The organism is Pseudomonas laurylsulfativorans, from assembly GCF_002906155.1.
GTDB lineage: Bacteria > Pseudomonadota > Gammaproteobacteria > Pseudomonadales > Pseudomonadaceae > Aquipseudomonas > Aquipseudomonas laurylsulfativorans.
Genome location: NZ_MUJK01000001.1, coordinates 540,543 through 567,003, shown reverse-complemented (window position 1 = coordinate 567,003; position 26,461 = coordinate 540,543). Strand labels below are relative to the sequence as shown.

At 60.8% G+C, this 26,461-nt stretch carries 19 protein-coding genes; 5 read left to right on the top strand and 14 right to left on the bottom strand.

The window, feature by feature from the left end; translation table 11 throughout:
- Position 1: 1 nt before the first annotated feature.
- From selB to fdnG, 6 genes are read right to left on the bottom strand one after another with little or no spacing between them, the layout of a single operon-like run.
- The gene (selB, locus tag B0D71_RS02545) at positions 2 to 1,909 is read right to left on the bottom strand and encodes a selenocysteine-specific translation elongation factor (protein ID WP_103393336.1); all 1,908 of its coding nucleotides are present in this window, start codon (positions 1,907 to 1,909) and stop codon (positions 2 to 4) included.
- On the bottom strand, positions 1,906 to 3,336 hold the full coding sequence (gene selA / locus B0D71_RS02540) for an L-seryl-tRNA(Sec) selenium transferase (RefSeq protein ID WP_103393335.1): 1,431 nt from the start codon (positions 3,334 to 3,336) through the stop codon (positions 1,906 to 1,908). Before selA ends, selB begins: the two co-directional genes overlap by 4 nt.
- Positions 3,337 to 3,387: 51 nt before the next feature.
- The gene (fdhE, locus tag B0D71_RS02535; RefSeq protein WP_103393334.1) at positions 3,388 to 4,314 is read right to left on the bottom strand and encodes a formate dehydrogenase accessory protein FdhE; all 927 of its coding nucleotides are present in this window, start codon (positions 4,312 to 4,314) and stop codon (positions 3,388 to 3,390) included.
- Positions 4,315 to 4,317: 3 nt separating this feature from the next.
- Positions 4,318 to 4,983, bottom strand: a complete 666-nt coding sequence (locus B0D71_RS02530) for a formate dehydrogenase subunit gamma (protein ID WP_103393333.1) — start codon at positions 4,981 to 4,983, stop codon at positions 4,318 to 4,320.
- Positions 4,980 to 5,915: a formate dehydrogenase subunit beta gene (fdxH, locus tag B0D71_RS02525; RefSeq protein ID WP_103393332.1), complete on the bottom strand. Its 936-nt coding sequence runs from the start codon at positions 5,913 to 5,915 to the stop codon at positions 4,980 to 4,982. Before fdxH ends, B0D71_RS02530 begins: the two co-directional genes overlap by 4 nt.
- Positions 5,916 to 8,981, bottom strand: coding sequence for a formate dehydrogenase-N subunit alpha (gene fdnG, locus B0D71_RS02520; RefSeq protein WP_165798675.1), 3,066 nt, complete (start codon positions 8,979 to 8,981; stop codon positions 5,916 to 5,918).
- Between the two features lie 298 nt (positions 8,982 to 9,279).
- On the opposite strand from fdnG, the gene B0D71_RS02510 reads away from it, so the two are divergent.
- Together B0D71_RS02510 and B0D71_RS02505 are read left to right on the top strand one after the other, a co-directional pair.
- Positions 9,280 to 10,434: a MalY/PatB family protein gene (locus tag B0D71_RS02510; RefSeq protein WP_103393329.1), complete on the top strand. Its 1,155-nt coding sequence runs from the start codon at positions 9,280 to 9,282 to the stop codon at positions 10,432 to 10,434.
- Between the two features lie 212 nt (positions 10,435 to 10,646).
- Complete coding sequence (locus B0D71_RS02505; RefSeq protein WP_103393328.1) at positions 10,647 to 12,008, top strand: cation:proton antiporter; 1,362 nt, start codon at positions 10,647 to 10,649, stop codon at positions 12,006 to 12,008.
- On the opposite strand, the gene B0D71_RS02500 is transcribed toward B0D71_RS02505, so the two are convergent.
- From B0D71_RS02500 to B0D71_RS02490, 3 genes are read right to left on the bottom strand one after another with little or no spacing between them, the layout of a single operon-like run.
- A complete protein-coding gene (locus B0D71_RS02500) occupies positions 11,986 to 13,905 on the bottom strand; it encodes a hybrid sensor histidine kinase/response regulator (protein WP_103393327.1) in 1,920 nt (639 codons plus the stop codon). The genes B0D71_RS02505 and B0D71_RS02500 overlap by 23 nt on opposite strands.
- Before the next feature lie 13 nt (positions 13,906 to 13,918).
- Positions 13,919 to 16,207 carry an ATP-dependent DNA helicase gene (locus tag B0D71_RS02495; protein ID WP_103393998.1) on the bottom strand — a complete coding sequence of 763 codons (2,289 nt, stop codon included), beginning with the start codon at positions 16,205 to 16,207 and terminating at the stop codon, positions 13,919 to 13,921.
- Complete coding sequence (locus tag B0D71_RS02490) at positions 16,204 to 17,856, bottom strand: VRR-NUC domain-containing protein (protein WP_103393326.1); 1,653 nt, start codon at positions 17,854 to 17,856, stop codon at positions 16,204 to 16,206. Before B0D71_RS02490 ends, B0D71_RS02495 begins: the two co-directional genes overlap by 4 nt.
- Positions 17,857 to 18,065: 209 nt before the next feature.
- On the opposite strand from B0D71_RS02490, the gene B0D71_RS02485 reads away from it, so the two are divergent.
- Together B0D71_RS02485 and B0D71_RS02480 are read left to right on the top strand one after the other, a co-directional pair.
- Positions 18,066 to 18,293, top strand: coding sequence for a YgdI/YgdR family lipoprotein (locus B0D71_RS02485; RefSeq protein WP_103393325.1), 228 nt, complete (start codon positions 18,066 to 18,068; stop codon positions 18,291 to 18,293).
- Positions 18,294 to 18,456: 163 nt separating this feature from the next.
- Complete coding sequence (locus B0D71_RS02480; protein ID WP_103393324.1) at positions 18,457 to 19,116, top strand: MliC family protein; 660 nt, start codon at positions 18,457 to 18,459, stop codon at positions 19,114 to 19,116.
- 45 nt (positions 19,117 to 19,161) lie between these two features.
- Here the strand turns inward: B0D71_RS02480 and B0D71_RS02475 are convergent, their stop codons facing one another.
- The 4 genes from B0D71_RS02475 to B0D71_RS02460 form a co-directional block, all read right to left on the bottom strand.
- Positions 19,162 to 20,247 carry a polyamine ABC transporter substrate-binding protein gene (locus B0D71_RS02475; RefSeq protein WP_103393323.1) on the bottom strand — a complete coding sequence of 362 codons (1,086 nt, stop codon included), beginning with the start codon at positions 20,245 to 20,247 and terminating at the stop codon, positions 19,162 to 19,164.
- 71 nt (positions 20,248 to 20,318) lie between these two features.
- The gene (locus B0D71_RS02470) at positions 20,319 to 20,660 is read right to left on the bottom strand and encodes a cupin domain-containing protein (RefSeq protein ID WP_008050088.1); all 342 of its coding nucleotides are present in this window, start codon (positions 20,658 to 20,660) and stop codon (positions 20,319 to 20,321) included.
- 43 nt (positions 20,661 to 20,703) lie between these two features.
- Positions 20,704 to 22,110 carry an NAD(P)/FAD-dependent oxidoreductase gene (locus B0D71_RS02465; protein WP_103393322.1) on the bottom strand — a complete coding sequence of 469 codons (1,407 nt, stop codon included), beginning with the start codon at positions 22,108 to 22,110 and terminating at the stop codon, positions 20,704 to 20,706.
- A 50-nt stretch (positions 22,111 to 22,160) separates the two neighbouring features.
- On the bottom strand, positions 22,161 to 22,976 hold the full coding sequence (locus B0D71_RS02460) for a helix-turn-helix transcriptional regulator (protein WP_103393321.1): 816 nt from the start codon (positions 22,974 to 22,976) through the stop codon (positions 22,161 to 22,163).
- 265 nt (positions 22,977 to 23,241) lie between these two features.
- Here B0D71_RS02460 and B0D71_RS02455 point away from each other — a divergent pair, with 265 nt between their 5' ends.
- Complete coding sequence (locus B0D71_RS02455) at positions 23,242 to 23,514, top strand: DUF1652 domain-containing protein (protein WP_103393320.1); 273 nt, start codon at positions 23,242 to 23,244, stop codon at positions 23,512 to 23,514.
- 462 nt (positions 23,515 to 23,976) lie between these two features.
- Here the strand turns inward: B0D71_RS02455 and B0D71_RS02450 are convergent, their stop codons facing one another.
- Positions 23,977 to 26,451, bottom strand: coding sequence for a UvrD-helicase domain-containing protein (locus B0D71_RS02450; RefSeq protein WP_103393319.1), 2,475 nt, complete (start codon positions 26,449 to 26,451; stop codon positions 23,977 to 23,979).
- Positions 26,452 to 26,461: the final 10 nt, after the last annotated feature.

The following is a 26,461-nucleotide window of genomic DNA, read 5'->3' as shown; positions in this document are numbered from 1 at the left end:
ATCATGCCTCTGCACGCTGGGCCAACGCACTGTCCAGGCGAATCTGGCGACGGTCGCCAACGCGTCGGGTCAGACCAATGCGATCAAAATACTCCAGTATCTGAATACTGCGCTTGCGTCCCAGGCCCACCGCATCACGAAACGCCGCTATCTGGATCACCGGGTTGGCGTCCGCCAGTTGCAACAGCATAGCCGCCAATTGGTGGATCATGCTGTCGGTGTAAAACAGATCGCGGACCACTTGGTGGAGCAGCCCCAGCCGGGCCATTTTGAGCAGTAATGCGCGGACGGTTGCCTCCTCATGACCCAGGTTACGCACCCAGGGCGGATCGAATCCGGCTTGTTCGAACAACGGCTGTAAGCGTTGCCACAAGGCTTCATCTTCTTCACTCAAGCGCACCTGATGTTCGGGCAGGTGCACCCACGGCCCGCTGCTGGCGATAGTGCCGCTGGCCAGCAGTTCATCGAGCAAGCTGATAAACGTCGGGCGTTCCAGCGTGCTGCCGGCAAATCGGCGCAGGCGATCGCGGTCCGGCCCCATCTGATCCGGTTCGAGCTGATGAAAGCGTGCGAGGTGTTCCAGCACTGCAGTCTTCAAGGCTTCCCAACGACTCGTGCTGAACAGCACCGCGCCTTGGCGGGTGTCGATCAAGCGCACGTCAGCGGGCAACACCCAACAGCTGCGCGGGCGGTTGAACTGCCGCTCCAGGCGCTGCGGATCGAACCCGGTGTCGCTATGGACCAGCAAGGCCGGCAATACCTCTTCCAGGCCTGCGCTGTTCGCCAGCGCGGCCAGTTGCGCCAGCCGTTCGGGACTGCGGCGCTGACGTGTCGGTGCAAATGGATCGAGTATCCGGCCGCCGCCCAGCGTACGTTGGGCACTCTGGTCACGCACGATCAGCGGATCGCCCTTCACCCCATGCACGGGTGTATTGAGCAACAGTTGCGCAAACATCCGCTCGCCGGGCGCCAGGCTGGCGCCCTCCAGCAAGGCGACTCGCCCGGTGACGTCCTGGGTGCCGAGGTGCACGTGCACCGGTTGAAAGTGTTCGAAGGCCCGGGATTCGCCGGCAAGCAACTGCAGGTCGATGTCCAGGCGCTGGGTGGGCGCATACAAGCCCTCGGCCAGCAACCAGTGGCCGCGATGGATGTGCTCCAGCGCCAGTCGTTCGGCACTCAGGTTCAACGCCACGCGTTGGCCGGCAAAGGCCTGTTCGGCGGCCTGGTTTTGCGCGTGCAGGCCGCGAATGCGCACCGGTTTGCCTTGAGGGCCCAGTAGCAGGGTATCGCCCACCGCGACCTGGCCGGACAGCGCCGTACCGGTCACCACGATGCCGGCCCCGGCCACACTGAAGGCCCGATCGATCGCCAGGCGAAAACCACCTTCGGTGCTGCGTTGCTGAACTTCACGCTGGGCTTGGAGCAATTGTTGACGCAGGGTTTCGATGCCCTCGCCGGTCACACTCGACAGCGCAATCAACGGTGCATCGGCATACGGCCCGGGCGCCAGCAAGGTACGGACCTGATCACGCACGATCTGCACCCGGGCGCTGTCGACCCGGTCGCACTTACTGATCGCCACCAGCGCCCGGGGAATGCCAAGCAACTCGACTATCGCCAGGTGCTCGCGGGTCTGCGGCATCACCCCGTCATCGACGGCCACTACCAACAACACCAGATCGATGCCTTGCGCTCCGGCGAGCATGTTGTGGGTGAAGCGCTCATGGCCCGGAACATCGATAAAACCGGTCAACTGCGCTCCCGGCTCCAGCGCGGCATACAGATAGCCGAGGTCGATGGTCATGCCGCGTTCACGCTCTTCCCGGCGCCGGTCGCCGACCTGGCCGGTCAGCGCCTGGAGCAGCGCCGTCTTGCCATGATCAATGTGCCCTGCGGTGCCGACTATCACCCTGCCCGCCCCTCCACCTGTAATTGATCGAGTTGCGCCAGCCATGCCGGTTCGTCGTCCAGTTGCCGCAGGTCCAGCCACAGGGTGTCATCGTCAATGCGCCCGAGGACCGCAATCGGCAAGGCGCGAAAGGCCTCCTCCAGCGTCAACAGCGAGCGCCCGCGCAAGCGTTTGGACGTCAAAGGGCGCAGACACAGTGCTGCGCTGGCCAGCCGCGCCACCGGTTGGCTGCCGCTGCCGATCATCCCCAGAGCGGGCATGGCGCTGACGCTCCAGCCGTCGCCCAGCAGTTGGGCCAGCGCTGGCTGCAGACGCTCGGCCTGGGCGAGGATATCGGCTTGTGGCCGGGTCAACAGGCGCAGGCTCGGCAAGCGCTCGGCCAGTCGGTCCGGGTTACGGTACAAGCCCAACACCGCTTCCAAGGCAGCCAGGGTCATTTTATCGACCCGCAGTGCACGCTTGAGCGGGTTTTTCTTGATCCTGGCGATCAGTTCCTTGCGCCCGACAATCAGCCCGGCTTGCGGCCCGCCGAGCAGTTTGTCGCCACTGAAGGTGACGATGTCCGCGCCATCGAGCAGCGCCTGGCGTACCGTCGGCTCGGCGGGCAGACCCCAGCGGGTCAGGTCCAGCAGGCTGCCGCTGCCAAGGTCTTCGAGCAACGGCAGTCCATGTTGGTGGGCAATTTGCGCCAGCTCCGCCGTTGGCACGCTCGTGGTGAAGCCTTGAATGCTGTAGTTGCTGGCATGCACACGCATGATCAAACCACTGCGCGGGCCGATCGCGGCTTCGTAGTCACGGGCATGGGTGCGGTTGGTGGTGCCGACTTCATGCAGCTTCACTCCGGCGCGGGCCATGATGTCGGGGATACGAAAGGCGCCGCCGATTTCAATCAGTTCGCCCCGGGAAATAATCCCTTCCTTGCGCGCGCCCAGACTGTTGAGGGTCAAGAGGACCGCTGCGGCATTGTTGTTGACCACGGTCACCGCTTCGGCGCCTGTCAGCTCGCGGATCAAGCCTTCGATCAGGTCGTCGCGGTCACCGCGCTTGCCACTGCGCAGGTCGAATTCCAGGTTGAGCGGATAGCGCGCGGCCATTTGCACCGCCTCAATCGCTTCTTCGGGCAACAGCGCCCGGCCGAGGTTGGTGTGCAAGACCGTGCCGGTGAGGTTGAACACCCGGCGCACATGGCTGCGATGCTGCACTGCCAATCGCTCGCCGACCCTGCCCGCCAGTACCTCAGGGCTGACCTCAACAGCTTCGAGCAAACCCAGCCGCACCCTTTCGCGCAATTCATCCAGTAAAAGCCGCAGGGTGGCCAACAAGGTATCGCGCCCATAGCGCTCGGCCAGCGGCTGGCACGCCGGGTGACGCAACAGACTGTCTATGGAAGGTAGGCGCAGGGGTTGGCTGGCACTGCGTGCAGACATCTGGCGCTCCTGAAAACGAATGACCGTCGCGCCAGAGTGTAGACGCTACGGTTACTCGTCTCCCGGTGCCAGCAACAGATTCGGTGCCAAACGCTGATAACCGTCCTGCGCCAGGCGCATATCGAGCATCAGGCTGGACAGGTCCGCCGACAACGCTTCGGCGTCTGCATCGTTCTCCAGGTAAAGCAACTTCAGATAGCTGTTGCAACCGGGGCAGACTTCGGCGCGCAACGGCGCCTGATTGGCGGCATGGCGGTCATCTTCCAGGCTAAGGTAGTCCAGGCCCTTGCTCTGCTCGCAGTACACGCACTTGACCCGCACCACATGCCATTCGCAGGCGCACAGTGAGCAGACCAGATAACGCAAGCCATTGTGCTTGCCGCGATGGCGGATGACCCCGGCCATGGCCGGCGAGCCACAGGCCGGGCACTGGCTGAGGCTGTCGCCGGGCGTCAATGCCAGGTTCGGCGTACTCAGCAGCCAGTGACTCCAGGCCGTTTGCAGCGCCGCGCCGAGAAACGGCACCAGCGCTGCCGGCACCAATGAATACTGGCCGCTGACTAACGCCACCGCCCACGCGCGGCGTTGCCCGGCACTGGCCAGGCGCAAGGTTTGTACGGCATCGGCCACCGCGGATGGCGAAGGTGCGTCATAGCGCTGCAGCAAGGCATCGAGGTAAAGCTGCCAATCGTCTTCGCGCGCCAGGCTGTCGGCCGCAAACGGCGGCAAGCCGTGTTGCTGGCACAACTCGATGCGTTGTCGGTCCAGGGGTTCACTTGAGGGCGGGTCGTCCAGCACCTGTTGCTGCACCTGGCACAACCCGGCGATCAGGCGCAGGTAATCGGCCAGCGCATGCCCTTCGGCCAGGGTTGCCAGGCGCTGGGCGCGCAGGCTGAACAGGTTGTGCGGTGGCATGTACAGAAACGGCGGCGAACTGGCCGCTGCTTCGATTTCTCCAGGCTCGAGGATGGTTGGCAAATGTCAGCCCTTTTTAGTGATCGGTCGCGCGGGAGCTTCGTCGCGGGTCTCATCTTGGGTCACTTGGCGATACCAGAGTTCGTGGTGCTTCTTCGCCCAGCCGCGGCTGACCCAGCCATGCAACATGGCGCTGACGGAGCCTTTGATCCAGATACCGGCATAGATGTGCACGATGATGCTCAAGATCAGCACGAAACCGGCCAGCGCATGCAGCAACATCGCCCAGCGTATCGCGGTGATGCCGAAATACTCGCTGAAATACGCACGCCAGATCACCAGCCCGCTGAACAGCAGCACCAGCATGCACAGCAGTAAAGTCCAGAACAGCAGCTTCTGCCCGGGGTTGTACTTGCCGATGGGCGGGACGCCCTCCTCCTGGTTGAGCATCACCCGGTCTATGCGCTTGAGCCACAGACGGTCATTGGCGATGAAATAGTTGGCGCGCCAAAAGCGAATCACCAGGCCAAGGAACAGCAGGAACATCAGCACGCCCATGAACGGATGCAGGATGCGCGTCCATGGCCCGCCACCGAACAGGTTGCTCAGCCAGAACAGCGCCGGGTGGAACAGCGCCAGCCCGGACAACCCGGCCATCAAGAACAGGATTGCCACCAACCAGTGATTGGTGCGCTGGTTGCTGGTGTAGCGCAGGATCGTCTTGTTGCTCATGGCCTGCCCTCCCCACGGGGATCGAAGGTGTGCACCGCCGGATCGACTTCATGCACGGCGTTGTCCGGCGGCTCCGGATGCTCATCCTCTTCGACGATTTGTGGCCCGACGCGCACGTAGTGGAAGAACCCGGCCAGCACCGCCGCGCCCATGGCCAGCAGCGCCAGTGGTTTGCTGATGCCTTTCCACAACCCAACCAACGGACTGATCGCCGGGTGATCGGGCAGACCGGCGTACAGTCTTGGCGTATCGGCGTGGTGCAACACGTACATCACGTGGGTGCCCCCCACGCCTTCGGGATCGTACAGACCGGCGTTTTCAAAGCCCCGACTCTTGAGGTCGACGATACGCTCGGCGGCGTGCTCCTTCATGTCGTCCTTGGAGCCGAACACGATGGCACCGGTCGGGCAGGTTTTCACGCAGGCCGGTTCCAGCCCTACCGCTACCCGGTCCGAGCACAGGGTGCATTTATAGGCCTTGTGGTCCTTCTGCGAGATCCGTGGAATGTTGAACGGACACCCGGTGATGCAGTAGCCGCAGCCAATGCAGTGGTCCTGATCGAAATCGACGATGCCGTTGGCGTGCTTGATGATCGCCCCTGGGCTGGGGCACGCCGCCAGGCAACCGGGCTCGGCGCAGTGCATGCAGCCGTCCTTGCGGATCAGCCATTCCAGGTTGCCGGCGTCGGTCTCGTGCTCGGTGAAGCGCATCAAGGTCCAGGTTTCTGCGCTGAGGTCCTGTGGGTTGTCGTAGGTGCCGTGGTTGTGACCGACTTCATCGCGCAGCTCGTTCCATTCCGAGCAGGCAACCTGGCAGGCCTTGCAGCCGATGCATTTGGTGGTGTCGATCAGCTTGGCGACTTCCTCCATGCCGCGCACCGAGGGCGCGGGTGTGGTGGTGGCCGAGCGAGCGATGATGTCTTGGCTGGCCATTTAGACTTTCTCCACGTTGACCAGGAATGACTTGGATTCCGGGGTCTGGGTGTTGCCATCGCCGAGGAACGGCACCAGGGTGTTGGTCAGGTATCCGTGCCGCGTGAGGCCGGTAAACCCCCAGTGCAGCGGAATGCCGATCTGGTGCACCACCTGATTGTTGACCTGCAACGGACGAATCCGCTTGGTCACCACCGCTACCGCTTCTATGAAGCCACGCTTGCTGCTGACCCGTACCCGGTCGCCTGCGACGATGCCTTTTTCCTTGGCCAGCACTTCGCCGATTTCCACGAATTGCTCCGGTTGGGCAATCGCATTGAGCTTGCAGTGCTTGCTCCAGAAGTGGAAATGCTCGGTCAGTCGGTAACTGGTGGCGGCGTAAGGGTAGTCCTTGGCCACGCCGAGGGAATCCCATACCGAATCGAAGATCCGCGCCGCCGGGTTGCTGGTGGCTTTTTTGTTTTGCGGGTGCAGCGGGTTAATGCCGATCGGCGTTTCGAACGGTTCGTAGTGCTCGGGGAACGGGCCTTCGTTCATCTTGTCGACGGCGAAGAATCGCGCCACGCCCTCGGGGTTCATGATGAACGGATTCATCCCCGCTTCCGGCGGTACGTCGGCCTTGTAGTCCGGTACATCGGTGCCGGCCCAGGCTTTGCCGTTCCACCACACGAGGCGTTTTTTCGGGTCCCACGGTTTGCCTTGCAGGTCAGCCGAGGCGCGGTTGTAGAGAATCCGCCGGTTGGCCGGCCAGGCCCACGCCCAGCCTTGATGCTGGTGCATGCCATAAGGATCGGCATTGTCGCGTCGGGCCATCTGGTTGCCCAGTTCGGTCCAGCTGCCACAGAAAATCCAGCAGCCGGACGCCGTGCTGCCGTCATCCTTGAGCTGGGCAAACGCTGCCAGTTGCGAATTACCCTTGATCGCAGCGCCGGTGGCGTCGGTGAAATCGCTGGTGGCGTAGCCATTGATTTCCCTGGCCAGCTCCTCGGGCGTGGGTTCGTCGGGGATCTTGTACGGCCACGACAGTTTGAGCAGCGGGTCGGGAAATTTGCCGCCATTGGCCTGGTAGCGCTCACGCAGACGCAGGAACAACTCACTCATGATCCGCACGTCGGTGCGTGCCTCGCCGGGGCCGTCGGCGCCTTTCCAGTGCCATTGCAACCAGCGGCTGCTGTTGACCAGCGAACCGTCTTCCTCGGCGAAACAGGTGGTGGGCAGGCGAATGACTTCGGTCTGTATACCGGCGCTATCCACGTCGTTGTATGGCCCGACTTTTTGCCAGAACTCCGAGGTTTCGGTGGCCAGCGGGTCCATCACCACCAGCCATTTCAACTTGGCCAAGGCCGCCATGACGCGGTTTTTATCAGGCAGTGCAGCGATGGGATTGAAGCCCTGGCACATGTAGCCGTTAACCTTGCCCTGGCCCATCAGATCGAACACCTTGAGGATGTCGTATTGGGGAATGTCCAGTTTCGGCAGGTAGTCGTAGGCCCAGTTGTTCTCGGCCGTGGCGTTGGCGCCGTACCAGGCTTTCATCAGGCTGACGTGGAACTTGCCGTAGTTCTGCCAGTAGGACAGTTGCCCCGGGCGCAACGGTTTTTGCGTGCGCTTGACGATGTAGGCGTTGTAATCCTGTTCGGCATCGCCCGGCAGCGTGAGGTAGCCCGGCAGCGAGTTGGACAACAGCCCCAGGTCGGTCAGCCCCTGGATGTTGGAGTGCCCGCGCAAGGCATTCACGCCCCCACCCGGCATGCCGACGTTACCCAGCAACAGTTGCACCATCGCCGCGCTGCGGATGATCTGCGCGCCAATCGAGTGCTGGGTCCAGCCCAGTGCATAGAGGATGGTCATGGTCTTGCCCGGTTGCGAGCAAGTGGCGATCTCGTCCCAGATCTTCTGCATGGCATCGACCGGCATGCCGCAGATCTGGCTCGCCAGTTCCTTGGTGTAGCGGCTGTAATGCTGCTTCATCAACTGATAGACGCAGTGCGGGTCCTGCAGGGTCGGATCGACCTTGGCAAAGCCGTCCTCGCCGATTTCATAACCCCAGCCGGATTTATCGGTGTACAGGCGCTTGGCCGCGTCGTAGCCACTGAAGATGCCGTCCTCGAAGCCATAGCCGGCTTTGACGATGAACGACACGTCGGTGTAGTTGCGCACGTATTCGTGCTGGATCTTGTCCTCGGTCAGCAGGAAATTGATCAACCCGCCCATGAAGGCGATGTCGGTGCCGGTACGGATTGGCGCGTAGTAGTCGGCCACCGAGGCGGTCCGGGTAAAACGCGGGTCGACCACGATCAGCCGCGCCTTGTTGTGCGCCTTCGCTTCGGTCACCCATTTGAAACCACACGGGTGCGCTTCTGCTGCGTTGCCGCCCATCACCAGAACCAGATTCGCGTTGGCGATATCGGTCCAGGTATTGGTCATGGCACCACGGCCGTACGTCGGGGCAAGACTTGCCACCGTCGGGCCGTGTCAGACACGCGCCTGGTTATCAAACCCCAGCATGCCGAGACTGCGAATCACCTTGTGGGTGATGTAGCCGGCTTCGTTGGACGCCGCCGAGGCCGCGAGGAAACCGGTGGTCAGCCAGCGGTTCACTGTTTGGCCCTGGGCATTTTTCTCAATGAAGTTGGCGTCACGGTCGGCCTTCATCAGGTCGGCGACGCGATCGAGCGCTTCATCCCAGGAGATGCGGGTCCACTCGGTGCTGCCGGGTTTGCGCACCTGCGGATATTGCAGGCGCCCGGGACTGTGTATGAAGTCCAGCAGGCCCGCGCCTTTGGGGCACAGAGTGCCGCGGTTGACCGGGTGGTCGGCGTCACCTTCGATATGGATGATGTTTTGCGCGACATTCTTCGCCGTATCGCCCTGGCTGTACATGATCAAGCCGCAACCGACCGAGCAATACGGGCAGGTGTTGCGGGTTTCATGGGTATGGGCGAGCTTGAAGTGACGCACCTGTTCGGCAAAGGCAAGCGTCGGGGCCATGCCCAACGCACCCAGGCTAGAGCCTGCAAGGCCGATACCGGCGACCTTGAAGAACTGACGACGGCTGAGATCCATCGTGCACTCCTGATCAGGTGGAACCCGGTACATGGCCGGGCTTTTTCGAACAACCACGGTCGCGGCAGTCTGGCTGCCGACACTACAAACTGTAGTCAACCGGTTTACGTTCTGTGTGAAAACCGACCGTCGGGCAAATCCACCGGGCGGCGAAGATCCTTGTAGGAGCGAGCCTGCTCACGATGGTGGGTCAGTTGACATCACCTTATCTGACGCACCTTCGCGAGCAGGCTCGCTCCTACAGGGGGTTGGCGCTTATCATTGGCCAATGTTCAACCCCGCCTTCACGAGATCCCGCATGACTTTCGATTTTGATCAGGTGTTCGACCGTCACAACACCGGCAGTACCAAGTGGAGCCGCTACCCGGCCGATGTGTTGCCGATGTGGGTCGCCGACATGGATTTCGCCGCGCCGCCGGTGATCATCCAGGCCCTGCAAAAACGACTGGAACACCCGATGGTCGGCTACAGCGTGGCCCAGGATGACCTGCGCGAGGCGATCGTCGCCGACCTCTGGAACAAGTACGCCTGGCGCGTCGAGCCTCAAGAGCTGATCTTCCTGCCGGGCGTCGAGTCGGGCTTCAACATGGCGTTGAAGGCCCTGGTGCAGGCGCCACAAAACGTCGTTGTGCAGGTGCCCAATTACCCACCGCTGCGTCACGCACCCGGGCATTGGGGCCTGAACAAAGTCGAGCTGAATTTCGATGCGCAAGCCGATGGCACCTACACCACGCCGCTGGATACCCTGAGCCAGTCGCTGCAAGGCGGCGGCGCCTTGCTGCTGAGCAACCCGCATAACCCGCTGGGCAAGGCCTTCCCTCGCGCGGAACTGCAAGCCATTGCGGACATTTGCCTTGAGCATGATGCCTGGATCATTTCCGACGAGATCCACGCCGAGTTGTGCTTCGACGGCCGCACGCACATTCCGATGGCCACGTTGAGCCCGCAAGTGGCCCAGCGCACCATCACACTGATGTCAGCGAGCAAGGCCTACAACATCGCCGGCCTGAAAACCTCGTTCATGATCATCCAGGACCGCCATCTGCGCGAGAAGGTCAACCACGCCCGTTGCGGCATGGTCGACAGCGTCAATCCGCTGGGCATGGAGGCCACTCGCGTCGCCTACAGCGAAGCCGCACCATGGCTGGCCGAGCTGAAGACCTACCTGCAAGGCAACCGTGACTTCCTGGCCGAGGCCGTGCGCACCCGCCTGCCGGGCGTCACCATGAACCTGCCGCAAAGCACCTACCTCGCCTGGCTTGACTGCACCGCCCTGGGCCTGGACAACCCGCAGCAGTTCTTCCTCGAACAGGCCAAAGTCGGTTTGAGCGCCGGTCTGGACTTCGGCGATGACTGCAAGCAGTTCGTGCGCCTGAACTTCGGCTGCCCACGGTCGCTGCTGGAAGAAGGCATTGCGCGGATGGAACGCAGTTTGCGCCATCTCAAGGCCTGACACTCCGCTCACAACCACGAGGAACCCTGCAGGAGCGGGCTTGCCCGCGATGGCGTCCTGTCAATCGGCAATGCAGTTGCCTGACACTGCGCTTTCGCGAGCAGGTCGAATCGTCGCACCGTCGCTTCCACAGGTAAGAATTGAACCGATGCAGCCCTTCGATGCTCAACAGCCTATAGCCCTGCACTGACGGCTGTTTCGAGGTCTGAGCCATGAGTTTCGTTGCCTGGGTGGCGGTGTTGGGCGCGGTGTTGCTGACCTTGGCACTGACCTCGTCGTACCTGCGCTGGATGCCGGTCACCACTTCGGCGGTGTGCCTGGTATTGGGCGTCGCCATCGGACCGGCGGGCCTGGGCTTGCTCAGGCTGGATATCAAGGAGGCGGCATTCTGGATCGAGCACCTGACGGAAGTCGCGGTGCTTTTTTCATTGTTTGTCTGCGGGCTCAAGCTGCGACCACCTCTTCGTGATCGCCAATGGCGAGTGGCGTTCGCTCTCGCGGGACCGGTGATGGTGCTGACCATTGTCGGTGTCTGCCTGCTGTTGCATTTCGCTTTCGCACTGGCGTGGGGACCTTCGCTGCTGATTGGAGCGATACTGGCACCGACTGATCCGGTCCTGGCCTCCCTGGTTCAGGTCAATGACGCCAAGGACGATGATCCGGTGCGGTTCGGACTCTCGGGAGAGGCCGGGCTGAACGACGGAATCGCGTTCCCGTTCGTACTTCTGGGGCTTTTGTTTTTGCTGCAAAACGGCAACGTTGCCAGCGGTCTGGACGACTGGGTCTTCCAGCGCCTGTTATGGGCCGTGCCCGCCGGACTGCTGACCGGTTACTGGATGGGACGCGGCATTGGTCGCCTGACCTTGTTCATGCGCATCAAGAATGCCGACAGCACGTTCTCCCCTAATGATTACCTGGCCCTCGCCCTGATCGCCCTGGCTTACGTCGTGGCCGAGGCGATCCATGGCTATGGCTTTCTCTCGGTTTTTGCCGCCGGCCTCGGGTTACGCCAGGCCGAAGTCAGGACAACGGGCAATGCCCATACACCGGCCGAACATCTGGTTCAGCCGGTGGTTGGGCATCAGCATGTGGAACCCGAAGCAGCGGTGCATGGCGATGTGACAAACCTTGAAGACTCCCAGGTCGCAGCGGGGATCATGATGGGCGACATGTTGTCGTTCGGTAGCCTGGTGGAACGGGCCATGGAAGTGTTTCTGGTCACCTTGCTCGGCGTGGTGTTGGTTGCACACTGGGACTGGCGGGCGCTGATGGTCGCATTGGTGTTGTTCACCGTGATTCGCCCGTTGGCGGTCTGGCTGATGCCGTGGGGGTCGCTGCTCAACGGCCCCCAACGCTGGTTGATCGGCTGGTTCGGCATTCGCGGCATCGGCAGCTTCTACTACCTTTTCTACGCCTTGAACCACGATCTGCTGCCTTCAGTGGCAACCTTATGCGCTGACCTTACGCTCTCGGTGGTGGCGCTGAGCATTCTGGTACACGGCATCAGCACCCAGCCGATGCTGGCCCGTTATGAACAGCACAATCGCCGTGTCATGTCATCGCCTGGGCAATGAGCTCTACCAGGTTGAGTTGGGTAAACGGCTTCGGCAAGCGGGGCAAGTGGGCAGCAAAGCCTTCCAGGCGTTCGGCATAACCGGTGGCGAGGATGATCGGCACATTCGGCCGGATAATCCGGACTGCATGGGCCAGTTGTGCGCCGCTCATTTGCGGCATGGCCATGTCCGTTATGACCAGATCGATATCCGGCTCACTGACAAACAGCTCCAGCGCCATGGCACCGGATGCCGCACTTATCACCCTATGCCCGAGGTCTTCGAGCAGCAGGCTGGTGCTGGTCAGCACCAGGTTGTCATCGTCGACCACCAGTACGCACAGGCGAGGCACGCTCACGGCCTGTGTTTCGACGACAGGTTGGGCTGCTGAATTCCGGGTGGCGACCGGCAGCCACAACTCGGCGGTCGTACCCCGGTTCTTGTTGCTTTTGAGGATGAAGCGCCCACCCAATTGTTCGATAAAACCGTGGACCATCGACAACCCCAGGCCGGTGCCCTTACCGACGCCCTTGGTGGTGAAGAATGGGTCCATCGCCGAGGCCAGCGTGGTTTCATCCATGCCCTCGCCGGTATCGGTCACACTCAGGCAAACGTAACGCCCCGGCGCAAGGGATGAAGTGGCGCTGTCGGTCACATCATCGGTTCTGGCGCTGAAGACGATGGTCCCGCCGTTGGGCATGGCATCACGGGCATTGGTCGCCAGGTTCAACACTGCCAGCTCAAGCTGGTTGAGGTCAGCCATCACCGGTTCGAGATCCTCGGGAAAGCGCGTTTCCATTTTCACCGAAGGCCCGAGGGAACTGCGCAATAGCCCGGAAATGCCTTCCACCAACGCCGGTATCCGCACCGGCTCCGACTTGAGTTCCTGGCGTCGGGCAAACGCCAGCATGCGCTGGGTCAGGGAAACACCGCGCAAGGCACCTTGGGTGGCGTTGTCGATCAGGCGGGTCATTTTTGGATCGTCTTTCACTCGTTTGCGCACGATTTCCAGATTGCCGAGGATGACCGTCAGCAGGTTGTTGAAGTCGTGGGCAATCCCGCCGCTGAGCTGGCCGATGGCCTGCATTTTCTGCGCCTGGAACAAGGCCTCGCGGGTTTGTTCCAGTACCTGCTGCGCTTGCGTGGCTTCAGTGATATCCCGGGTAATCTTGGCAAAACCGAGCAATGTGCCGGTATCACCCCAGATCGGATCGACAATGACATGGGCGAGGAATCGCGTGCCGTCCTTGCGCATCCTCCAGCCCTTGTTCTCAAAGCGGCCTTCACGGACGGCGATATCAAGTGTCCGCTGCGGCTCGCCGGCATCGCGAGCCTCCGGGGTATAGAACATCGAAAAATGCTGGCCGATGACCTCTTCCGGCAAATAACCCTTGATGCGCTGGGCACCAGGGTTCCAGTTGCTTACGCGTCCGTCCGGGGAAAGCATGTAGATCGCATAGTCCGTAACGCTCTGCACCAGCAGGCGGAACTGTTGTTCGCTTTGCTTGAGGACCTCCTCAGCCATTTTGCGATCGGTGAGATCCCGGGTGATCTTGGCGAAGCCCAGCAAGGTGCCCGCCGGATCGAGAATCGGATCGATCACCACGTGTGACCAGAAACGCGTGCCGTCCTTGCGCACCCGCCAGCCTTCGCCCTCGAAACGTCCTTCACGGATCGCCGTGTCCAGTGCCCGCTGGGGCAATCCGGCACGGCGATCGTCATCGGTGTAGAAACGCGAGAAATGCTCGCCGAGGATTTCAGCCTCCTCATAGCCCTTGAAACGCCTGGCGCCAGCATTCCAGCTGGTAATGACGCCGTCTGGATCAATCATGTAGATCGCGTAGTCAACCACCGCATCGATCAACAGGCGGAACCGGCCGTCCTCGATGGCACTGATCTTGTTTCGATCTTCGCTCATTGATCCCACCGTCTCATAGTTTCTCTGGAGTATGCGTCAAAGCGGGAATTTGGAAAGCCCACCAGCGCGGCAACAATTGCTTGACCTTGCTCTCGCCAAAACGGTCGTCGATCAACATCACCACCCCTTGATCCTGCTGGGTGCGGATCACCCGTCCAGCGGCCTGCACCACTTTCTGTATGCCGGGAAACAGATAGGTGTAGTCGTAACCGGCGCCAAAAATGGCGGCCATGCGCCGTTTCAGTTGCTCGTTCACCGGATTGAGCTGGGCCAGCCCCAGGGTGGCGATAAATGCGCCGATCAACCTGGCACCGGGCAAATCGATGCCTTCACCAAAGGCCCCGCCCAGCACCGCAAAGCCGACACCCTGGCCGTCGGCGTGGAACTGATCGAGAAACTGCTGACGCTGCGCTTCGTCCATGCCTCGGGACTGCGACCACAGACTGATATGTGGATGCTTTTCGGCGAGTAACTGCGCCACCTGCTGCAAGTAATCGAAGCTGCTGAAAAACGCCAGGTAATTACCGGGGCGTGCGCAGAATTGTCTGGCGATCAAGTCCACGATCGGCTCGAGGGAGGACTGGCGATGCACGAACCGGGTGGAGATCTGGTTGACGATGTGCACTTGCAGTTGTTCGGCATGAAACGGCGACTCGACGTCGATGCACACCGTGTCCGCCGGTGTCCCCAGTAAATCGGCGTAATAGTGCCGGGGGCTGAGTGTTGCGGAAAACAGCACTGTGCTGCGTGCGGCGGTCAGGCGCGGGCGGATGAACCCGGCGGGAACCACATTGCGCAGGCACAACTGCGAGAGGTTGCGCTTGCGCTCAAGGTCGCGCTTGCTGATGTCGAACAGGAACTGCTCATCGAACAGTTCGGCCACCCGGCAAAAATGCAGCATGTCGAAGTAGAAACCCTGCAGTGCGCTATCCAGGCCTTGCGGGTGATCGTTCTGGTAGTCACCGATGCTGGCGCTGCACGATGACAGGGCCTGGAGCAACTTTTCCGGCGCCTTGTCATAGGCCTGATAGGCGCCGGTTTGCGCGTTATGCAGGGCATTCCACTCGCGGTTGACCCGCTGCATCGGCTTTTTCAGCGCCTCGGGTGCGGTTTTGCGCACGCCGTTGAAGGTCGCCTGGTCGAGGCTGGCGCTGTACATCTGCCGGCCACGTTCCACCAGGTTATGGGCTTCATCGACCAGCACGGCGACTTTCCAGTTGTTGGCCTGGGCCAGACCGAACAGCAGCGCGCTGAAATCGAAGTAATAGTTGTAGTCGGCAACCACCACGTCGGCCCAGCGTGCCATTTCCTGGCTCAGGTAATACGGGCAGATATCGTGGGCCAGGGCGACCTCGCGCAGGGCGCTCTGGTTCAACAGGCTCAGTTGGCTGGCCGCCTGTCGAGCGGCGGGCAGGCGATCGTAGAAACCCCGGGCCAGTGGGCAGGACTCGCCGTGGCAGGCGTTGTCCGGATGTTCGCAGGCTTTGTCCCGGGCGATCATCTCCAGTACTCGCAGCGGCGGCGCACCGGTGCTGGCGAGCATCACTTGCGCGGCGTCCAGGGCGAGTTTGCGTCCCGGGGTTTTCGCCGTGAGGAAGAACACTTTGTCCAGTTGCTGGGGCGCCAGTGCCTTGAGCATGGGGAACAAGGTGCCCAGGGTTTTACCGATGCCCGTGGGGGCCTGGGCCATCAGGCAGCGCCCCGTGCTGACGGCCTTGAACACTGACTCGGCCAGATGCCGCTGCCCCGGTCGAAAGTCGGCGTGGGGAAAGGCCAGGTGCTGCGCCGCGAGATTGCGCCCGTCACGATGGACAACTTCCTGTTCGGCCCATTGCAGGAAACGCGCGCAATGCTGTTCGAAGAACCGTTGCAGTTGCGCGGCCTCGAAAGACTCGACCAGACAGGTTTCCTTTTCGCTGAGGATGTCGAAATACACCAGCGCCAGATTGATTTGCGCAAGATCCAGCTTGCGGCACATCAACCAGCCGTAGATTTTTGCCTGGGCCCAGTGCAACTGACGGTGGTTGGCCGGTTGCTTGCTCAAGTCACCGCGGTAGGTCTTGACCTCTTCGAGGCAGTTTTGCCCGGGGTCATAGCCATCCGCCCTGCCCTTGACCGTCAGGGTTTGATACTGGCCTTCAAGGGCGACTTCGCTTTGGTAGCCCTCGCTGCGCCGCGACGCCACCGTGCGGTGCCCGACGATACCCTCCAGCGCGGTCGGTGACGGTGTAAAGCGCAGATCGAGGTCACCGGCCTTGGCGGTGAACTCACACAGCGCCCGCACCGCAATGCTGTAGCTCAAGCGTACTGCTCCGCCCATTGCACGTAGCACACGGCAATCGGCATCTGGTGCTCATGACAGAATTCGAGCCAGCGCAACTGGTTGTCCTGCAGGCGATCGCCCGGGCCCTTGACCTCGATCATGCGGTAGGTCTTTTGCTGCGGCCAGAACTGGATCAGGTCCGGCATCCCGGCGCGATTGGCCTTGATGTCCAGCAAGAGACGGTTGAACCAGTGCCTGAGGTGCTCGGCCGGCAGGCAATCGAGGGCTTGCTCCAACAGCTCTTCGCTGAGCACGCTCCAGAACACGAACGGCGACTGCACACCCCACTTGGCGGCATAACGCTCGCGGATGGTCTGCCGGTAGCGCCCGTCTTCGAGTTCGGCCAGGCAGGCCTGAAACAGTTCGGCCCGGCGGACATGGAAGTCTTCGCTGAGCAAATCCACCGGCCCGCGCTGGAACGGGTGAAAAAAGGCACCTGGCAACGGCGCGAAAATCGCCGGCCAGCACAATAGGCCGAACAGTGAATTGATCAGGCTGTTTTCGACGTAGTGCACCGGCGCCGACTCTTGCGCCAAATGTGCCTGGACGTAGAACTCCACTGATAACGCCAGATCCGTTCTGGGCAATTGCAGGTCCAGACGCTGCATTTGCCGAGGTGCAGCCCGCTTGATGGGCGGCCCGCCGAGCTTGCGCCGCAGGCGTGGCAGCACACGAAGCAACTGCTGGTATTCGGCGGCACTTTCCGGAGCCTGTTCGGCGAGTGCGGCCAGCTCCATCGCCAATTCAAACTCGCCACTGCGTTCCAGCACGCGAATCTGCCGCGAACGCGCGCCCGGGTAGTCACATTCGCGGTAGAGGTTCAGGGCCATGGCGAAATCGGCGATGCGTTCGCAATACTGGCCCATCTGGAACAGCAACTTGCCGCGCCGGCGCTGCAACCACGGATTATCCAGCGCCAGTTCCTTGATCCGCTCGGCCACTTCCTCCACTGCTTCACCGGCCTCGAATTGTTGCTGGTAGGCATGCAGCAGGACACAGGCATCCACGTCCTCGCGGCTGCGCAAACCCCGGGACTCGGCGCAGAACTCGACTTTTTCGTAGGTATAAATGCCGAGGTCGGCCAACACGAACTCTGACCAGTCCTGGTACAGGTTGCCGAAGAACATCAGGCGCAGGCGATCGCACAACTCCATGATGGTCAGGCTGAGCAGGCGCTCATCCAGCCGCGGACACCAGTCGTTGAAGCTTTGCGCCTGAGGAAATTGCTCGCACAGCGTTGGCAACCAATCGACTTTCTTGCCCTTGGGTTGATCGATGACAGGGCCAAAGGTCTGGAGGATTTCGCCCTTGAGCAGCAGTTCGAACAGCGCCTCGACTGCCAGCGGCATTCGCTCATCGACCCAACCGAGCTTCAGCAGCGGGCCGGCGGCGCTGACGATATCGCCGATTTCGTCGTAATGCAGTTTGCTCGCCCTGAAGTGAACGCCTTTGCGCATCACCATTCTGACCAGCAGTGCCTGCGATTCACGGGGCAACAGCTTAAACTCTTGAATGAAGCCCTGCTCTTCGACGCTCAGCACATCGGCAAGGCGTTGTTTAAGCCAATCAAGCACTTGCATAAAGTTGTTCAGGTAATAGAACGGATCGTCGAGAGGATTTGCAGTCACAGAAATGGGCCATGGCGAGCGAGTACTGGTTATGCGTACAGATACCAGTTCCGCCCTCCCCGGTGCAATGGGAAAAGGATAAAAGGCGGCGCTGTACGGAATTTTTCCCGGGCAGTAGAACTTTCTGCCCCCCGGCGGCACCAACCGCCATAGACGTGCAGTGCCGGCCTTGAGCCGAAGGCGCTGCTTCAGAACGTGTGGAGGTGATAATGGACATCAAGATTGTGGGCCTGCCCTTGGCGATAGCGGCCCTGCTGACGCTGGCAGGTTGCTCGACACCCACGGTGGTAACCCTGCAGAACGGCACTCAATACCTGACCAAAGACATGCCGAAAACCAAAACCAAAGACGGGTTCTTCGAGTTTGAGGACATTTCCGGTGCGACAGTGAGAGTCAGGGCCGACGAAGTGGCGACGATTCGCACGGAAGATGACTGAGAACCCCCTTTGATGCGACTCGATGCATCACCATCCCCCCTCGGTGGCAGGTTTTCAACACTGCCTTACACTGCGTAGACCCGGGGCGACCGAATGACTACGCAGCGCTATGATGGAGTCCGCTGCAACAGGGGCATCACGTCATGATTCAGGTGAAGCCGAAATGAACATGGTCACGCCACTTTTGGTCTCGATCCTCACTGCCAGCGCGTGCGTGACAGCCAGTCTTTGTTCGGCCGCCACGAAGCCGTCACCCACCTACAAAACCAGCTTCGACTGCACCGGCAGCCAGGCGTCCGTCGAAAAGCTCATCTGCCATGACCCTCAACTGGCGCAGATGGACCTGGAACTCAATCGCCTTTATCTGCTGGCGCTCACGGATGACCATTCGGTGCCACGCCCGGACAAGGTCGAGGTTGACCAGCGGTTCTGGATCGAAGCGCGCAATCAGTGTGGCAGCGACCCGCAAGCCAAGACCTGCGTCATTCGCAGTTATGCCGAGCGTGCACATCAACTGCGCCAGGGCTCGGCCATTGCCAGGACCAAGGACCCAAGCAGGCGCACCGAAGGCCCCCTTGCCTACCATTGCGCCGGCTTCAGCCCGCTGATTGCCGCCACGTTCTATACCGTCGAACCGGGCGTCGTGTTCCTGAAATGGGCGAACACCTCTGTCACCCTGAACCAGGTGCCGAGCAGTTCCGGAACCCAGTACACGGGCAAGGATTACAAAGGCAACTACAGCTTCTGGCAAATCGGCAATGACGTGTTTTTGCAGATACCCGGCTCAGGCCAGATGACTTGCGCAGCCGAGCCGGTCGGCTGAGGATGATGACATCGGGACGTCCTGTCCCGATGGCCGTTCTGTGCTTTAGCTGCCGGTGCGAATCTTGTTCCAGACCCGGGTACGTACCCGATCGATGTTCAATGGCATCGCCTCTAGCGCAAACAGCTTGCCCATCATTTCAGGGCTTGGGTAAACCTTGGTGTCGTTCTTTATCACAGGGTCGATCAGGCTGTCGGCCTTCTCGTTGCCATTGGCGTAATGCACGTAGTTACTGACGCCGGCCATAACGTCCGGGCGCAGCAGGTAGTCCATGAAGGCGTAGCCGGCCTTTTCATCCGGCGCGTCGGCCGGCATGGCGACCATGTCGAACCAGATAGCGGCGCCTTCCTTGGGAATCGCATAACCGATGTCGATGCCATTGTTGGCTTCCTTGGCGCGGTTTTCCGCCTGCAGGATGTCGCCAGAGAAACCGACCGCCACGCAGATATCGCCATTGGCCAGGTCACTGGTGTACTTGGACGAGTGGAAATAGCTGACATACGGCCGCACTTTCAGCAGCAGGGCTTCGGCCTTCTTGTAGTCTTCCGGGTTCTTGCTGTGATGGGGCAAACCGAGGTAGTTCAACGCCGCTGGCAGCAATTCGGGACCGTTGTCGAGGATGGCCACGCCGCACTTCTGCAGCTTCTGCATGTTCTCGGGTTTGAAGATCAGATCCCAGGAATCCACCGGGGCGTTGTCCCCCAGCACGGCCTTGACCTTGGCAATGTTGTAGCCGATGCCGGTACTGCCCCACAGGTACGGGAAGCCGTGCTCGTTGCCCGGATCGTTGGTCTGCAAGGCCTTGAGCAACACCGGGTTGAGGTTCTTCCAGTTCGGCAGCTGACTCTTGTCGAGTTTCTTCAGTGCGCCGCCTTCAATCTGTCGGGCCATGAAGTGGTTGGACGGGAACACCACGTCGTACCCGGATTTGCCGGTCATCAGCTTGCCATCGAGGGTCTCGTTGCTGTCATAGACGTCATAGGTGAAGCCGATGCCGGTTTCTTTCTGGAAGTTTTTCGTGGTGTCTGGCGCTATGTAGTCAGACCAGTTGTAGATTTTGACGGTTTCGGCGGCCTGGCTGATGGATGCAACCAGCATCAGCGGAGCCAGCGTCAGGGTCTTTCGGATCATGAGTCGATTCCTGTAGAGGTTGTTGTTATTGGCAGGCAATCAAAAGATCAGCTTTCAAATGTCAAAAGCATTCAAAAAATCAAAACGTAGGTCTTGCGCACGGTTTCCTGGATGTCCCAGATACCGAGGCTGTTGGCCGGCAACATCAGCGCGTCGCCAGCTTCGATGTGCAGCGGTTCGCCGCCGTCGGGCGTGAAGGTGCAACGGCCCTGGATGAAGTGACAGAATTCCTGGGCGACGATCTGCCGCCGCCAGCGCCCCGGGGTGCATTCCCAGACGCCGGTCTCGACGCCGTCGTCGCGTTCCACGCTGGTGGTCGAAGCCACGGCCACGGGCGTGCCCAACGGCACGGCGACCGGATTGGATTCGTCCAGTTTCAGGGTTGCGGTGTTCTTGAATTGCGTGATGCTCATGGGAATACCTGTCGATGTAGCCTGTAGATGAAGAGCGTGCCGTTCAGTGCATGAAACCTTCCATGAAACCGGCGACCCCGCTGGCCAGCTTGCGCCGCCAGGGCGCGGTAGCCGGATTGGCCAGGGTCTGGTCCTCATGGACAAAGCTGCGAATGATTGCGTTGTAGCCGAGCCAGCGGATCGGCTCCGGCTCCCAGGCCCGGAGTGCGTCGAGGCCCCGCTGCGGGATGACCCACGGCTGGCGTACCAGATCGGTGTCGCGCCCCAAGATCAGGTCGGCGAGCGTGCGTCCGCCCAGGTTGCTGGCGCCGACACCCTCCCCGCCATAGCCGCCAGACAAGGCAATGCCATTGACGCGGTCGCAGAGCATGTGCGGCTTGAAGTGCCGGGACATCCCCAGGTTGCCGCCCCAGGAATGAGTGATCTGCACGTTCTTCAGCTGCGGGAACAGCTCACCGAACAGATAACGCCGCAGCTCTTTTTCATCCGTAGTCAGGTCGAAGTCGTGGCGCAGCTTGCCGGCAAACTGGTAGCCGCCGCGGGCGCCAAAGATCAAGCGGTTGTCAGCGGTACGCTGGCCGTAGGTCACCTGGCGGCTGGCCTCGCTGAACGCCTGGCCGCGGCTCAGACCGATCTCGTCCCAGGTGGCCGCCGACAAGGGCTCGGTCGCGACGATCAGGCTCTGCACTGGCATCTGGTAACGGCCCAATGGCGGCAAGGTGACGGAGTAGCCTTCGACCGCCGGCACTACCCAGCGACTGCGTACCGACGCCTTCGCCGTGCGCAGGCTGCCTGACTGCCAATGGGTGACCGGGCTGTTTTCGTAGATTTTCACCCCCAGGCGCTCTACAGCCCGGGCCAGCCCGCGTACCAGCTTGGCCGGGTGGATGGTCGCCACGTGCGGCGCGTAGATACCGCCATAGGGTTTGGCGACCCTGATCTGTTGCGCCAGTTGTTCCGGGCTCAACCAGCGATAGTGGCTGTCGTTGAGGCCCTGGCGATGGAGATCGTCCAGATACTGACGCAGGCTGGCCTCCTGCTCGGGATAGCGCGCAGCGCAATACAGCACCCCGCCTTTACGGTAATCGCAGTCGATACCCTCGCGTTCGAGGACAATCTCCACTTCATCCGGAATGCTGTGCAGCAAGTTGTAGGAAGCGCGGCGCTCTTCGGCCGGCAGATCGGCGAGCAGGCGATCTTCACCCAGCAAATTGCCCATCAACCAGCCGCCATTGCGCCCCGACGCGCCGAAACCGGCGGTTTGCGCTTCGACAATGGCGATGCTCAGGTCAGGTTTCTGCTGCTTGAGGTAGTACGCGGTCCAGAGTCCGGTATAGCCCGCGCCGATAATCGCCACGTCCACATCCAGGTCCCGCTCCAGCGCCGGACGCGCCAATAGAGGCTCGTCGAGCTGGTCCATCCACAAACTGATAGTGCGCCACGCTGGCATGCAAGACTCCGCCACTCAAACTTCGATGGCGTCGATCCTAGTGCGTGGGCTCAGGCGCTGTCTTGCGCGCGTGCACGCAAAGAAATTTGTTTGACGTAGGCCTTGGGCGACTGGCCGGTGTGCTGGCGGAAACAGCTGTAGAACGCCGACAGCGAATTGAACCCGGCAGCGAAGGCCAGCTCATCGATACGCAGCGGTGGCGTGGCGGCATCCAGCGCTGCCAGCAAATGTTGCAGCCGCGCCTGGTTGACGTAGCGGTAGAAGCTTTGCCCCAACACCTGGTTCAACAGATAGGAAATTTGATTGCGACTGTACCCGCATTCCTTCGCCACCCGTTGCAGATCGAGCTCCGGGTCGAGATACGGTTGTTGGCGCTGGAAATACTGTTGCAGGTCATCGGCCATGAAGCTCAATTGACGCGGCGACAGGCCGAGCCGGCTGACGGCCGGGCGCTGATTGCTGGAGGCTTTGCTTGCGGCCTGCTCATGCACCAGCGAGGCATATTCGTTGACCCGCCAGATCAGCCCGTCCTTGACGGTAATCGCTTCGCTGGCGCGGAACGACACCAGTCCTTCACCGCCGCGCAAGGTGATGCGGTACTGGATGAAGGCGGTATTGCCGTCCAGTCGAATGCGGTCGGAATGCTCCAGCGCCTCATCCGGATCCCGAGGCATGCTGCTGCGCACATATTCGCGCAATTGGGCCAGGCCCATGACCCGGTTCTGGAAAAAGTCGTTGTACTGGACTTCAGGGTGATAGAGCGCCATGACGCCGTCCAGATCCCGGTGTTTCCAGCGCAAGTGATAGCGCATGACCGTCTCGCCCGTGGCCTGGGTTTGCAGGGGGCCATCCTCTTCGGCGTGCATTGAATATCTCGACGGGAAAAGACCGAGCTTGCCCAACTTACGTTTTGTCTTCAACGACTAAACGGACAACGGCCTTTGGCCGCAAAGGCGAACGAAACGTGACCTGAATCAAAAAAATGATGGCAATCGCCAAATGGCCTGAAAAACCCACATTCTTTTCACATCCGGATGCTACTTTTAAAGACTGTCACTGGTTGAGCCATTGAAGGTTCTTCCCTCCTACCATGAGCTAAGGGAAGCGCTCGATAATGAAGGCGGGCAACACATGAATAAAGGGTTCAGTAAGGTCACGTTTCCAAACGCCTGCCAGCTGATGCGCTGGCATTTTCATCCCATGGGTTTCGAGGCGAGCATGGACGCGCCGGGCAGCATGATTGCCCGTCTTTTTGATCGTGCCACTGGCGAGACCATGATCGCCATTGCCGGGATTCCTTGCGCCACCGTCATGAATGCCGCGGATGTAGAACGAATAATCGAAGCGGTAGAGGATGAGCTTGAAGCCTTCATTCCACCGGAGGCCCTCAGGAGTTACGCCTGAAGACTGAACGACTCAGAAAAGCCCACCTATCGTGGGCTTTTTTGTGGGCTTCCACTGGTCTGAATGTCACTTCATTTTCACCGTGTGCACGGTCCGTTGTAGGAGGTCGTTAACGTTAACGCGTGTGAACTGGATAAACGCGGCGCACTCGAGTCCATCGCCGGCAAGCCGGCTCCTACAGTTTGGTGTTCACATCATTTCGACCAGGACGCGGCCCCTTGTAGGAGCCCGCTTGCGGGCGATGGTCGTTAACGATTACGCGCATGAACTGGATAAACGCGGCGCACTTGAGTCCATCGCCAGCAAGCTGGCTCCTACAGTTTGGCGTTCACATTATTTCGATGCGGTCCCCTGTAGGAGCTGGCTTGCCAGCGATGGTCGTTAACGATAACGCGCATGAACTGGATAAACGCGGCGCACGTGAGTCCATCGCCAGCAAGCTGGCTCCTACAGGGTCTCGATTCAGGCGGTGGTTTGGTTTTTACGGTGATCGACAAAGAACGCCTTGCCCTTGCCGATCCGGTCGGATGCCCTGGGCATGTTCGCAGCCTGGGTGTCTTGCGCATCGACGTACCAGTAGCAATGGCTGACGGCACGGGTAATCCCGACGTACGCCAACCGCAGGATCTCGTCCTTCTGGGCGTTGTCGTAGGGCTCGCTGTCGCCGGCCTTGCCCAGGCCCGCCATCCGGTAAACCTGATTCTTGTAAGGCGAACTGGTCAGGTGCTGGCAATCGCCGAGCAGGAACACCGCATCGGCCTGGAGGCCCTTGGCGCTGTGATAGGTCAATTGCTTGAGCCTGCGGGCCTCATACGGCAAGCTAGAATCAACATTAACTACAGGCTGAATATGATTTTCTATCAATGACTTATCGCTACTTTTTCGATAAAGCATCAAGATCGAATCGCCCTTTCGGTAGTGCTCAATCAGACGCTGGGCCATGCCCTGGTCATCACGGTCCAGCACATTCACTGGCAGCAATGCCTTGGGTTCGCCGCTGGCCTTGGCTTTCTTCCCGGCAATCGCCGGCGCTGCACGCACGATGTGCTCAGCGGCATCGATGATGTGCTGGTGGCTGCGGTAGTTGTCACTGAGCATGACCTTGGTGGTGCTTGGCGACGGGAACTCCTTGTTGAACTCCATGAAGTACGTCGGCGAACTGCCGCGCCATCCATAGATAGATTGCCAGTCATCCCCCACGCAAAGCAGCGATGAACGCTGGGCTCCTCGTCCGACGTGCATGGCCGGGCCGCGGCTGCGGATCTCTGCCAGGCTGGCCCTGATCCAGGAAACGATTTGCGGCGAGACATCCTGGAATTCGTCGATCATCAGGTGCGACAGCGGTCGCAGCAGTTCATCGCCGAGCAGTTTGAGATTCTCCGGCGAATGCTCGCTGAACAGGGCGAACATCCGGTTGTAGGTCATGATCGGCGGTTTCTGATCGAGCAAATGATCTTCCAGCGCCCGCCAATAAAGGCTCAAGGCCTCGAAGAAGAACCGGTCGGGATCGTCCTTGGCGAAACTCATCTGGCCCACTGCGCTCGGCACATCCAGGCCGAGGTTTTCAATGAACCCGGCGGCGGCGACAAAGCAATCGAGCAACGGCGCGGATGCGAGCTCGCCCTTGACCTTGTAATCGAAGCCCGGGCCGGCACTGGCATCGCCGGCAAGCGAAGCCAAAACACGTTTTGATGATTCGTAACTATCTAGCCATATCAATGGCTTACGACAGAATGCTTGAAACAGGGTGCGCTTTACCGCCCACTCTGCGCGTACCGACAGCTTGGCGTTTGGCCGGGCCAACTGCGGGCTTTCCCGAGGATCGAACCCCAGCACCACCCAGGCATCCAGGGACGGAATGTAGCCGTGACAATGGAATTTCGAGCCATTGATATCGAACGACTGGCGATTCGGTTCGATACCCTTGATGGGCCAGGCACCCGCGCGAATCCACAAATCCTCAAGGGTGTCGCACAATTCTTCATCGCGTTTGGCCGCCAGTTCGGTCACGCCCATGCGTTTCTGCACATCAGGGTGATCACGCTCCAACTCCTTGAGTTGCAAGGCGTGCCGCGACAACGGCTTGATCAGCTCGCGAAAACGCTCATCGTCACGGTGCAGCCGGTGAAAGCAGGCGTTGAGTTGTTGGCGTTGAGCGTCGTTGATGCGCAGGTCGAACGGATTGCTATCGACCTCCTCGTCACCCTGCACCGCCCGCAGGCTGAGGTTCTCGAAAGCCTGCAAACGCTCGAACCCCGGAAGGCTGCGCACCATCGGCAGGATCCGCGAGTGAAAGGTGCGCACCAGGTCCCGCGCCTCCTTGAAACTGATCGCGCGCCCCCAGAGCGCAAACAGTTCGATCAGCTTGTTGATGAAGTCCTTGCGCGACTCGCGGGTGAAGGTCACCACGGTCATCGAACCCAGTTCGAAGCCCAGGTAATGGGTCAGCAGCAGGATACGCAGCACCAGCGTGGTCGATTTGCCTGCACCGGCGCCCGCGATCACCGAGGTGGACGGCGTATCGCTGAAGATCATTTTCCACTGGGCGGCGCTGGGCTGGGCATGGGCCGGCAACAACCGGGCGACATCAGCCTTCATGCGCTTCTTCAACTCGGCGTTCAACGGCAGGCGCCAATCGTCGAACAACAGGTCATCGACATTCGGTGGGCGGTGCTCAGTGGAGCGCGAGTCGCGGATCAGCAGGACCTGTCGACCCTCCTCCAGCCCTTCGAGCTTGCCTTCCTTGTAGCCGTAATCGACGCCGGCGCTGTGACCGCTGCGAAAACCGTCAGCCTGGCCGTGCAACCACGATGCCCGGTGCTGTGCGTGCAGGCGGGTCAGGCTGTAACCGAAGAACCGGGCGAGCAATCGCTTGATCAGCGGCATCTCGGCCAGGGGGCGAAGTTCAGGAGGAAGATCGGGGGTGTGTTGCGGCACGCGGACTGAC

Coding starts and splice junctions, on each gene's coding strand:
- B0D71_RS02470 (WP_008050088.1), bottom strand. CDS start 20,660: ATGAGCATCACGCAATTCAAGAACACCGCAACCCTGAAACTGGACGAA.
- fdxH (WP_103393332.1), bottom strand. CDS start 5,915: ATGGCCAGCCAAGACATCATCGCTCGCTCGGCCACCACCACACCCGCG.
- B0D71_RS02500 (WP_103393327.1), bottom strand. CDS start 13,905: ATGAGCGAAGATCGAAACAAGATCAGTGCCATCGAGGACGGCCGGTTC.
- B0D71_RS02465 (WP_103393322.1), bottom strand. CDS start 22,110: ATGCCAGCGTGGCGCACTATCAGTTTGTGGATGGACCAGCTCGACGAG.
- B0D71_RS02510 (WP_103393329.1), top strand. CDS start 9,280: ATGACTTTCGATTTTGATCAGGTGTTCGACCGTCACAACACCGGCAGT.
- B0D71_RS02530 (WP_103393333.1), bottom strand. CDS start 4,983: ATGAGCAACAAGACGATCCTGCGCTACACCAGCAACCAGCGCACCAAT.
- B0D71_RS02480 (WP_103393324.1), top strand. CDS start 18,457: ATGAACATGGTCACGCCACTTTTGGTCTCGATCCTCACTGCCAGCGCG.
- B0D71_RS02455 (WP_103393320.1), top strand. CDS start 23,242: ATGAATAAAGGGTTCAGTAAGGTCACGTTTCCAAACGCCTGCCAGCTG.
- B0D71_RS02460 (WP_103393321.1), bottom strand. CDS start 22,976: ATGCACGCCGAAGAGGATGGCCCCCTGCAAACCCAGGCCACGGGCGAG.
- selA (WP_103393335.1), bottom strand. CDS start 3,336: ATGTCTGCACGCAGTGCCAGCCAACCCCTGCGCCTACCTTCCATAGAC.
- B0D71_RS02505 (WP_103393328.1), top strand. CDS start 10,647: ATGAGTTTCGTTGCCTGGGTGGCGGTGTTGGGCGCGGTGTTGCTGACC.
- B0D71_RS02475 (WP_103393323.1), bottom strand. CDS start 20,247: ATGATCCGAAAGACCCTGACGCTGGCTCCGCTGATGCTGGTTGCATCC.
- B0D71_RS02485 (WP_103393325.1), top strand. CDS start 18,066: ATGGACATCAAGATTGTGGGCCTGCCCTTGGCGATAGCGGCCCTGCTG.